This is a genomic window from Paractinoplanes toevensis, assembly GCF_018332695.1.
GTDB classification, from domain to species: domain Bacteria; phylum Actinomycetota; class Actinomycetes; order Mycobacteriales; family Micromonosporaceae; genus Actinoplanes; species Actinoplanes toevensis.
In genome coordinates, this window is sequence record NZ_BOQN01000077.1 from 1 (window position 1) to 10,782 (window position 10,782).

Sequence of the window (10,782 nt, forward strand, 5' to 3'; positions counted from 1 at the left end):
AACCGGGCCCATCTCATTGACGGCGATCGCGCGCACAGTTACGTGGTACGGAGCTCTTTGAGAAGCAATGGGGGATAGTGGTCCAGGCCCCCGCTGGGCGCGGCCAGCGGTGGTTGCGGCGGCGCCTTGGTCAGGCTGCTCTTCGCTGGTGGGGGACCTGGGGGAGTTTGCCCCACAGGTGGACGACGATGGGGGCTACTACCTCGGCGGCTCCGCAGCGGGTGCAGACCAGCTCGGGGCACTCGTCGTGGTCGTCGGGGCACGGGGGGACCTCGAACATCATGTCGCCGTCGCAGATTACGCAGCGGAGTTCGCGTTCCGGCACGGGTGGCTCCTCTCATCGGCGGAGGCGGAATTACCCGAATGTGATTCAGACGCTGCCACGAAATTCCGGCATCTTGGAGCATTAGCGGCGGCGTGTCCGCTGTGATTTGTTATTCGGCGGCCTTTGCGGCCTGCGCGGCAGCCACCCAGCGGGCCAGCTGAGCCGTTGCCGCGCCCGCGTCGATCGTCTGCTGGGCCCGGGCGATTCCGGCCCGCAGCGTCTCCCTCAGGTCGCCGGGGAAGCCACCGTGCGCGGCGAACGCGGCCGCCACGTTGAGCACCACCGCGTCGCGCACCGGGCCGGGCTCGCCGGCGAACGTCCGGTGGGCCACGTCGGCGTTGAACTTCACGTCGTCGCCGCGCAGGTCGGCCGGCTCGCTGCGGGGCAGGCCCAGCTCGACCGCGTCGATCACCAGCTCCTCGACCGTGCCGCCGGAGGCCTTCCACACCCGGGTCGGCGCCGCGGTGGTGAACTCGTCCAGGCCGTCCTCGCCCCGTACCACCAGGGCCGAGTCGCCGCGCCGGGCGAACACCGCCGCCATCACCGGCGCCATCCGCAGGTCGAAGCAGCCGACCATGGCCGCGGTGGGCCGGGCCGGGTTGGTCAGCGGGCCCAGCACGTTGAAGAAGGTGGGCACGCCCAGCTCGCGCCGGGTGACCGCGGCGTGCCGCATGCCGGGGTGGAAACGGGCCGCGAAGCAGAAGCCCATGCCGGCCTCGGCGACCGTGCGGGCGACGCCCTGCGGGCCCAGGTCGAGCGGAATGCCGAAGTGCTCGAGCAGGTCGGCCGTGCCGGTCGACGACGAGGCCGAGCGGTTGCCGTGCTTGACCACGGTGACCCCGGCCGCGGCCGTGACGATCGCGGCCATCGTGGAGATGTTCACCGTGTTGGCCCGGTCGCCGCCGGTGCCGACCACGTCGACCGCGTCGGTGCGGGTCTTCTCCGGCAGCTCGACCAGGGTGGCGGCGGCCAGCATGGCCTCGACCAGACCGGCCAGCTCGGCGGGCGTCTCACCCTTGGCGCGCAGCGCGATCGCGAACCCGGAGATCTGCACCGGGGTGGCGTTGCCCGCCATGATCTCGCCCATCGCCCAGGCCGTGTCGGCGACGGCGAGTTCCTCGCCGCGGAGCAGGGCGCTGGTCAGGTTGGGCCAGGTGCGTGCGCCCATGGCGGGGCCTCCGTCGGGGGTACGGGGTCGGCGGTTGGCGGTAAGGAGCGACTCAGCCCAGGTGACCGAGGGTGCCCAGCGGCACGGCGCCGTTGCGGCGGGCCCGCAGCATGGCGGCGACCGTCTGGCCCGTGGTGACCGGGTCGAGCGGGTAGGTGAGCGTGCCGTCGACCTGCGCGTACGCCGCGAGCCAGCGGTCGGCGGCGCGGGCCAGCACGACGCAGACGGGCGGGGGAGTGGCGTACTCGTCCTTGGTCTGCCGGGCGATGCCCAGGCCGCCCGCGGGCGCCGCCTCGCCGTCCAGGACCATCAGGTCGATCTCGTACTTGTCGAGGATGATGCGGCACTCCTCCCAGGTGGAGGCGTCGACGAACTCGACCGCGAGGTCGATGGCGGGGCGGGTGCCGATGGCCAGCCGGATCCGGTCACGGACCGCGATGTCGTCGCTGTAGAGCAGGACCGTGTAGGTGTCCGGCCCGGGAGTCGCGTGTGCGTCGCTCATGAATTGCCTTCAGTCCGGTCAAGGGTGGCGGGGCGGTCGGATGGGGCCCGGTTCACGTCGTAGGTGCGTTGTGATCGTACCGAACAGGGTTATTCGCCGTCGGACCGTGGTCGTACCACGGCCGGTTGTTCTGTGATCTTGTTAGCAATTACGGCGGCCGCCGCTTCTTCGGCCTCGGCCCGGTCCAGCGCCCGGTCGATCCGCCGGGCCTCCCGCTCGGACTGCTTGATCCACTGCAGGACCAGGATGCCGAGCATCGTGACGCTCACGATCTCGCCGCCGGCCCACAGGATGCCGCCCGCCGTGACCTGGTCGTTCCACGGGTCCGACCAGCTCAGGTGCAGGTTGGGGTAGTAGTCACCGCCGAGCAGCGTCTTGCTCTGCATGATGGTCAGCCCGAGCACGGTGTGGAACGGCACCGACAGCACCATCAGCAGGGCACGCCCGGGGTACGGCCAGCGGTTCGGCAGCGGGTCGAGGCCCAGCAGCGGCCAGAAGAACAGGCAGCCGGTGACGATGAAGTGCACGTGGATGAACTCGTGCAGCCAGGCGTGCTCGAGGGTCTGCCGGTACAGCCCGGTGAAGTAGAGGACGAACGGGTTCGCCACGAAGATTCCGAACGCGACCAGCGGAAACGTCAGCACCTTGACGAACCGGCTGTGGACGACCGCCAGCAGCGTCTTGCGCGGGGCGCCGTGCAGCGTGCGCAGGGCCAGGGTCACCGGCGCGCCCAGGGCCAGGAAGATCGGACCCACCATGGACAGCACCATGTGCTGGACCATGTGCACCGAGAGCAGGGTGGTGTCGTACGCCTCGATGCCGCTGACCGCGACCGCCGCGATCGAGCCCAGTCCGCCGGCGATGAACGCCACCGTCCGGCCGGCCGGCCAGTGGTCGCCGCGCAGCCGGAGCTGGTAGACGCCGTATCCGTACAGCGCCGCGGCGATCAGCAGGAACAGCGCGATCAGGCTGGTCAGGTGGATCTGGGTGAAGATCGCCGCCGGGGTGAAGGGCGGTAGAACAGTATCTCCCGCGGCGGCCAGCGGTGCAGGCGTTTCGACTAGCAACACCACCTGAGGCTAGGCCTATCCGGTCGGCGAATGTTATTCCGGGCTGCGACACGTGCCGGATTCCACCCCCCACGGCACGTTGGACTGATCGCGGGGCAATAATGAGCCTCGTGACAGCGGCCCCAGCCATCGACAAGAGCAGGATCCACTCGCTGACCCGACCGAACATGGTCAGTGTCGGGACGATCGTGTGGCTCTCCAGCGAACTCATGTTCTTCGCGGCGTTGTTCGCCATGTATTTCTCGATTCGCGCGGCGGACTACAGCATGTGGGAAGAGCACACGCCGGAGCTCAAGCTCCCGTACGCGACCACCTTCACGGTGATCCTCGTGCTCTCCTCCGTCACCTGCCAGCTCGGCGTCTTCGCGGCGGAGAAGGGCGATGTGCACTCGCTGCGGCGCTGGTTCACGATCACCTTCGTGATGGGCCTGATCTTCGTGCTGGGCCAGGCCAACGAGTACCGCAACCTGGTTCACGAGGGCATCAAGCTCAACGGCGACGGTTACGGCTCGATGTTCTACCTGACGACCGGCTTCCACGGCCTGCACGTCACCGGTGGTCTGATCGCCTTCATCGTCTACATGATCCGTACGACCATGGGCCGGTTCACCCCGGCGCAGGCGACGTCGGCGATCGTCGTGTCGTACTACTGGCACTTCGTGGACATCGTGTGGATCGCCCTGTTCGCCATGATCTATTGGCTTCAGTGACCCGCGCCCGTCCATGAGTTTCAGGTCAAAACCCAGAGGGACACAGCTGATGACTTCAGGATCCCCCGCCGGCCGGTGGCGTTTCCGGGGCGTGCTCGCCCGGCGCCGCACCGCGCCGAGCCGGGCGCGCCGGCGTCTCGGTGCGGCGGCGCGCATGCTCGCCGCGCTCGCGCTCGCCGGCGGCGTATACACCGCGTTCGCCCCCGGGGCCTTCGCCGAGGACACGACGCAGCTCTCGGCCACGGCGCAGGAAGGCAAGCAGCTGTACGACAACAGCTGCATCACCTGCCACGGGCGGGACGCGCAGGGTGTCACCGGCCGGGGTCCGAGCCTGATCGGCGTCGGTTCGGCCTCGGTGGAGTTCCAGGTGGGCACCGGCCGCATGCCGATGACCCGCCAGGAGGCTCAGGCCGAGGAGAAGAAGCCGCAGTTCGACAAGACCCAGACCAAGCAGCTGGGGCAGTACATCCAGGAACTCGGCGGTGGCCCGCAGCTCCCCTCGGACGGCAAGTACACCGAGGACCTGAAGGAGAACCCCGAGGCCCTCGCCCGCGGTGGTGAGCTGTTCCGGGTCAACTGCACCTCCTGCCACGGCTTCGGCGGCGGCGGTGGCGCACTGTCCTCGGGCAAGTACGCTCCGGCCCTGCACGACGCCTCGCCCGAGACCCTCTACGCGGCCATGCTGACCGGCCCGCAGAACATGCCGGTCTTCGGCGACAACCAGCTCACCCCCGAGCAGAAGCGCGAGATCATCACCTACGTCACCGTCCAGCTCCAGCAGGACAAGGACCCGGGTGGCCTGTTCAACCTGGGCCGTTACGGGCCGGTGACCGAGGGCCTCGCTATCTTCGGAGTAGGCATCACGATCCTGGTCTTCACGGCCCTGTGGATTGCGGGGAAGTCATGACGACTGTGCACGACAAGTCGACGGACGCTCCGGTCGACGTGACCGACCCCCGGCTGAGCCGGTTCGAGATCGTCAAAGAGGGCGCACGGCGTGACGAGATCGAGATCGTCACGTACGAGTCGCAGTTCCACGGCACGGACTCCAAGGCGGAGAAGCGCGTCGTGCGCAACATCGCCCTGCTGTTCCTGATCGCCGGCGTGGGCGGGTTCGCGTTCCTCGGCTTCTACATCTGGTGGCCGTGGCGCTTCGAGCTCGGCGATACGCTGAGCGACTACTACACGCCGCTGCTCGGCATCTCGCTGGCGGTCTCGCTGTTCGGGGTCGGCTTCGGGATCCTGGCCTGGGCCAAGAAGCTGCTGCCGCACGAGGTGTCGATCCAGCAGCGGCACAACGACCCGTCGCCCAGCGACGAGCAGCTGATCACCGGTCAGACGATGCTCTTCGTGGCCGACGAGCTCGGCCAGGGCGTGCAGCGCCGGCCGCTGCTCAAGGGGGCGATCGCGATCGGCATGGCGCCGATCGGCCTGGCCGCCGCGGCGCCGCTGATCGGCGGCCTGATCGAGAACCCGCACAAGGACGACCCGCCGATCATGTTCTCGACCGGCTTCAACAAGGCGCACAACGGCGGCAACCTGGTCCGGCTGACCCGCGACGACGGTTCGCCGATCCGCCCGGACGACGTCAGCACCGGCGGTCAGATGACGGTCTTCCCCGGCATCCCCGGCGGCGCGACCAACGAGTGGGCCGACTCGCCGACCCTGCTGATCCACCTGCGCCCGGACGACGCCCAGCTGACCCGGGAGAACGCGGACGCCGACGTCCGCAACAAGGGTTCGATGTGGGGCGACTACGTCGCCTACTCGAAGATCTGTACGCACGCCGGTTGCCCGGCGAGCCTGTACGAGCAGCAGACCAACCGTCTGCTCTGCCCGTGCCACCAGTCGCAGTTCCTGATCACCCGGAACGCGCAGCCCATCTTCGGTCCGGCCACGCGGCGTCTGCCAATGCTGCCGCTGGGCGTGGACGAGGAGGGTTTCTTCGTGGCAAAGTCCGACTACAAGGACACCGTCGGACCAGACTTCTGGGAGCGGCCGTGAAGCGCAAGAAAGTTGATCTAGCGCAGGCGCCGGTCACCTTCGCCAAGGGGGTGGACGAGCGCTACAAGGCGGCCACGCCGCTGCGTGGCCTCCTCAACAAGGTCTTCCCCGACCACTGGTCGTTCCTGCTCGGTGAGATCGCGCTCTTCTCGTTCATCATCCTGCTTCTGACCGGTGTGTTCCTGACCCTCTTCTTCGATCCGTCGATGAAGGAGGTGGCTTACGAGGGCCCGTACTCGGCGCTGCGGGGCACCGAGATGTCGGCCGCCTACGAGTCGTCCCTGCGCCTGTCCTTCGAGGTGCGCGGCGGCCTGTTCATGCGGCAGATGCACCACTGGGCGGCGCTGCTGTTCATGGCGTCGATCGTGGTGCACATGGCCCGCATCTTCTTCACCGGCGCGTTCCGCAAGCCGCGTGAGGCGAACTGGGCCATCGGCGTGGTGCTGTTCCTGCTGGGCTTCCTGGCCGGCTTCACCGGTTACTCGCTCCCCGACGACGGCCTGTCCGGCACCGGCCTGCGCATCGCCTCGGCGATCATGCTGTCCATCCCGGTCGCGGGCACCTGGATCTCGGCCTCGATCTTCGGCGGCGAGTTCCCCGGCCACCTGATCATCGGCCGGTTCTACATCGCCCACGTGCTGCTCATCCCGGGTGGCCTGCTCGCGCTGATCAGCGTCCACCTGGGCCTGGTCTTCGCGCAGAAGCACACCCAGTGGCCCGGCCCGATGCGGACCAACACCAACGTGGTCGGCGAGCGGATGTTCCCGCGTTACGCGCTCAAGCAGGGCGGCTTCTTCATGGCCGTCTTCGGCACGGTGGCGCTGATGGCGGGCCTGTTCCAGATCAACCCGATCTGGCTGTTCGGGCCCTACCGCGCGTCCGAGGTCTCCTCGGCGTCGCAGCCCGACTGGTACGTCATGTTCATGGACGGCCTGGTCCGGCTCATGCCGAACTGGCAGATCTACATCGGTGACTACAGCATCCCGCCGCTGTTCTGGCCGGCCGTGGTCGGTCTCGGGGCGCTCACCACGGTCCCGATGTTCTACCCGTGGATCGAGGCCCGGCGCCTCAAGGACAAGACGGTCCACAACCTGCTGCAGCGTCCGCGGGACAACCCGGAGCGCGTCGGCATCGGCGCCATGTCGCTGGCGTTCTTCATGGTCGCCACGCTGTCCGGTGGCAACGACGTCATCGCCGACAAGTTCCACATCAGCCTGAACGCGATGACCTGGGCCGGCCGCATCGGCCTGCTGATCCTGCCGCCGCTGGCCTACTACATCTCGGTCCGCGTCTGCCTGGGTCTCCAGCAGCACGACCGCGAGGTGCTGGCGCACGGCGTGGAGACCGGCATCATCCGCCGCCTCCCGAACGGGCAGTTCATCGAGGTCCACCAGCCGCTCGGCCCGGTCGACGACCACGGACACCCGATCCCGCTGGAATACGGCGGCTGGGTGGTCCCGAAGAAGATGAACCGGGTGGGTGCTCTCGCCCCCGCCATCAAGGGCTTCTTCTTCCCGGTGGAGAAGCCGGCCGAGGCCCCGGTCTCGCCGGGCATGCCGCCGGTCACCGGCCAGGAGAAGCGCGAGGAGATCACCACCGGCCGCTGAGGCCGGAAAGACAAATCCGGGAGGGGTCCGCTGCGGCGGGCCCCTCCCGCTTTTATCCGGTACGCCGAGCGGGTTCACCTGTTTGGACGGTGCTGCTTAAGTTGGTCTGTGGCGGGTGGGGACGGACGGCGACGGGTGCTCCGGATCGTGGAGCTGGCCGTGTCCGCGATCAGCGCCCTGTGCACGCTCTGGCTGGTGCCGCTGCTGGTCAACATCGTCTCGGACGCGAACGTCTGGCCGATCACCGTCTTCCGGCAGCAGCCACGGACGTGGGCGGCCGTCCTCTCCGTGCTGATCTTCGTCGGCGGCGCGTTCCTGCTGCCCCGGCTGCGCCGCTTCCTGCCCGACACGGTGGCCGCCGCCGACCCGGCCCTGCTCCGGCGGCAGTTCGCGGAGCACGTGCGGGAGCAGTGCGATGCGCTCGTCCGGCAACGGCCGGAGTTGCAGTCGCCGGTTCGTCTGCTGTGGACCACCACGACCGGGCATCCGGCGGCCCGGCGAGGTGCCGTTCTCACCGGCGAGCCGGAGGTCACCTGGGCGGAACGGCCGCTGTCGGGAGATCAGGACACCCTCGCGGCGGCCGTGCTGGACCTGCGGTTCCGGCAGATGGTCATCCTCGGCGAGGCGGGCGCCGGCAAGTCGGCGTGCGCGATCCTGCTCACCCGCGCCCTGGCGGACACCGATCCGGTCCCGCTGCTGATCCCGGCCACCGGTTGGGATCCCCGGGCCCAGGAGGACTTCCTGGCCTTCGTCCGCGCGCAGGTCCCACCCCGGTTCCGCACCCTTGTCCGGCCGGGTGCGGTGCTGCCGATCCTCGACGGCCTCGACGAGTTGCCGACCGATCTGCACGCTCTGGCCCTGCGGCGGCTCCGGGCCTACGGCGGCCCGCTCGTGGTGACCTGCCGCGGCGCCGAGTACGACCGCGCGGTGGCGACCACCGGCCACTTCCTGTCGCAGGCCGCGGTCGTGGAGATCCAGCCGGTCACCGCCCCGGACGCGCGCACCTACCTGTCGAACGAGACGGTGCAGCCGGACCGGTGGGACCCGGTCTTCGCCGCGATGGAGGCACCGCCGCTGTCCGGCGTGTTCGCCTCACCCCTGATGGTCACGGTGGCGTCGATCGCCTACCGGGCCCCGCGGACCGACCCGGCCGAACTGCTCGGACTGGCCGACCGGGACGCCGTCGAGGCGCGACTGCTCGACGACTTCGTGGCCGCCGCCTTCGAAGGCCACGATCCGGAGCGCGCGCATCGCTGGCTGTCCACCCTGGCCCACCAGCTCGACCGGGCCCAGTCGCGAACGCTGCGGTGGGGCCGCCTCGAACCGGGGCTGTTCATCCGGGATCTCTTCCCGTGGCAGTTCGGGCTGCTCGCGCTGGCCCTGGTGGCCCTGTTCATCGCACCGCTGGCGATGATCTTCACGGTCCCGCCCGGCCTGCCGACCGCACCGCATCCCGGGCTCGTGCTGTTCGCCGCGACCATCGGCCTGCTCTTCTGCTGTGGACTGATGCGCCGCTGGCACCGGTACGGGTGGCCGGAGGCCGGGCTCTGGATCGGCTACGGCTGCGCGCTCGGATTCCTGGTCACCGTGCTGAACGTGGACCGCGACCGCGGCCTGGTCGTCGGTCTCGTCGCCGGTCTGCTGCTCGCCGCGCTGCCGCGCCGGGCGCCGTGGCCGCCCGCCGGGGCCGGCCGGCACGGGTTCCTGGCACCCCGCGAGGTGCCGGCCCGGCGGCGCTATCCGGTCATCACGGCGGTGCTGCACGGCTCGGCGGCCTTCGTCCTGTTCGCCGGGTCGTACTGGCCCTTCGGCATGCCGGCCGGGGCATACCGGGCCGGGCTGATCGCCGCCGGTGTCTTCGGGGTCGGGGCGGGCCTGGTCACCGGCTGGCTCAACTGGCTGCTGTTCCGCCTCACCCACCTGCGTCTGGCGGTGCGCGGCCGGCTGCCCGTCCGGCTGCGGCCGTTCCTGGAGCGCGCGTACCGGCACGGGGTGCTGCGCCGGGCCGGTGACGCCTGGCAGTTCCGGCACGCCATCCTGCTGGAGCACCTCGCTCGGCAGGTGCGGCGCCAGATGATCCTGGCCGACGGCGTCGGCTGGGCGCACGCGACGCTGCTGGTGGAGCTCGGCGAGATCGGGAAACTGCGGCAGCTCGCGGCCCGTGATGTCGCGGCCGCCTACCGGCTGGCCGACTGGCTCCGCGCCCGGGACCGGCCCGCCGAGGCGATGAAGGTGCTGCGCCCGCACTCCACGTCGGACGATCTCGCCGCCCTGAGCCTGGCCGAACTGCTGCTCGCCGAGGGCGCGGCGAGCGAGGCGGTGCCCATCCTCGAGCGCCTGGCCGGGGCCGGCGAATGGGCCGCCGACTGGCGGCTGGCACAGCTCCGGATGGCCGAGGGCGGCTCGGCCGCGGTCCGGGCACATGCCGGGGCCGGCGATTCGGCCGCGACCTGGTATCTGATCGACGAGCTGGCCGCCTGCGGCGATCTCGACGAGGTCGCCCGGATGACGCTGCAGGGGTGCTTCCGATACGACTGGTTCTCGGTCCGGCACGGGATGGCCGTCCTGATCGCCGATCGCCGGATCGACGACGCCGAGAGCGTCCTCGCCGCGATTCGGTCGCATGCGACCTACCTCGCCCGGCGGGCCGCCGACGACGAGAACGCGCCGGGCGCGAGTGCCGACGTCGCCGTCATCAGCCAGTTCCGCGCGCCGGCCGACGCGGCCAAGAGCCTGGCCCGGTGGTCGGCGGCCCGGCTCACCGAGGTGCCGGCGGCCGACGGGCGCATCGACGAGCTGCGACGGCGGCCCCGGACGCCGGACGACGATTTCGCCGCGGTCCGGTGCCTCGCCGAGCTCCAGGACGGCAACGGCGCGCTCGCGCTGCTCGAGCGGCACCGCGGGACGGAAGCGGTCGACCTGGTGCTGGCCGAGCGGCTGGCGGGGCAGGCGAGGTTCGACGAGGCGCTGAAACTGCTCGGCCGGCACACGAAGACGGAGTTCTCGGCGGCCGCCCGGCTACGCGCCGAGGTGCTGGTGGCGGCCGGCCGGGCCGATGACCTGGCCGCCTTCGCCGCCCGCAAGGATCTGTACGCGGCGGCCGGTTACGTCGCCCTGCTCGCTCGGGCCGACCGGGTCGCGGAGGCGGTCGAGTTCCTCGCGCATCGCCGGAACAGCGGTGCCGCGGCACTCTTCGCCGACCTCACGCTCCGCGACCGGCAGCGTCTCGAGGACGTGCGGGCCGAGGCGGAGACCGGCGGGTGGCTCGACGCGCGCCGCCTCGCCGAGCTTCTCGATCGCGCGGAGCGGGAGGCTGCGGAGATCCGGTCGACCGGCGAACCCTGCCGCCGGGCTCTGCTGCTCGCCCTGAGCGGTCGGCTCGACGAGGCGGTCCTG

Annotated in this window: 8 protein-coding genes; 5 read left to right on the top strand and 3 right to left on the bottom strand. The window is 70.3% G+C overall.

Annotated features, from left to right (window positions below):
• Window positions 1–434: 434 nt before the first annotated feature.
• From trpD to Ato02nite_RS30105, 3 genes are all read right to left on the bottom strand, one after another.
• Complete coding sequence (trpD, locus tag Ato02nite_RS30095) at window positions 435–1,493, bottom strand: anthranilate phosphoribosyltransferase (RefSeq protein ID WP_213010032.1); 1,059 nt, start codon at window positions 1,491–1,493, stop codon at window positions 435–437.
• A gap of 52 nt (window positions 1,494–1,545) precedes the next feature.
• Window positions 1,546–1,995 carry a hypothetical protein gene (locus tag Ato02nite_RS30100; RefSeq protein ID WP_213010033.1) on the bottom strand — a complete coding sequence of 150 codons (450 nt, stop codon included), beginning with the start codon at window positions 1,993–1,995 and terminating at the stop codon, window positions 1,546–1,548.
• An 89-nt stretch (window positions 1,996–2,084) separates the two neighbouring features.
• Entirely contained in the window at window positions 2,085–3,068 is a 984-nt protein-coding gene (locus Ato02nite_RS30105; RefSeq protein WP_213010034.1) for a cytochrome c oxidase assembly protein, read from the bottom strand.
• 107 nt (window positions 3,069–3,175) lie between these two features.
• Between Ato02nite_RS30105 and ctaE the strand changes: the two genes are divergently transcribed.
• The 5 genes from ctaE to Ato02nite_RS30130 all read left to right on the top strand — a co-directional run.
• Window positions 3,176–3,775, top strand: coding sequence for an aa3-type cytochrome oxidase subunit III (ctaE, locus tag Ato02nite_RS30110; RefSeq protein ID WP_213010035.1), 600 nt, complete (start codon window positions 3,176–3,178; stop codon window positions 3,773–3,775).
• Between the two features lie 49 nt (window positions 3,776–3,824).
• Window positions 3,825–4,682, top strand: a complete 858-nt coding sequence (gene qcrC, locus Ato02nite_RS30115; RefSeq protein ID WP_213010036.1) for a cytochrome bc1 complex diheme cytochrome c subunit — start codon at window positions 3,825–3,827, stop codon at window positions 4,680–4,682.
• Entirely contained in the window at window positions 4,679–5,779 is a 1,101-nt protein-coding gene (qcrA, locus tag Ato02nite_RS30120; protein ID WP_213010037.1) for a cytochrome bc1 complex Rieske iron-sulfur subunit, read from the top strand. The genes qcrC and qcrA overlap by 4 nt, the downstream gene beginning before the upstream one ends.
• Complete coding sequence (gene qcrB, locus Ato02nite_RS30125; protein ID WP_213010038.1) at window positions 5,776–7,386, top strand: cytochrome bc1 complex cytochrome b subunit; 1,611 nt, start codon at window positions 5,776–5,778, stop codon at window positions 7,384–7,386. Before qcrA ends, qcrB begins: the two co-directional genes overlap by 4 nt.
• 135 nt (window positions 7,387–7,521) lie before the next feature.
• On the top strand, window positions 7,522–10,782 hold a 3,261-nt coding region (locus tag Ato02nite_RS30130; RefSeq protein ID WP_213010039.1), incomplete at its 3' end, for a hypothetical protein.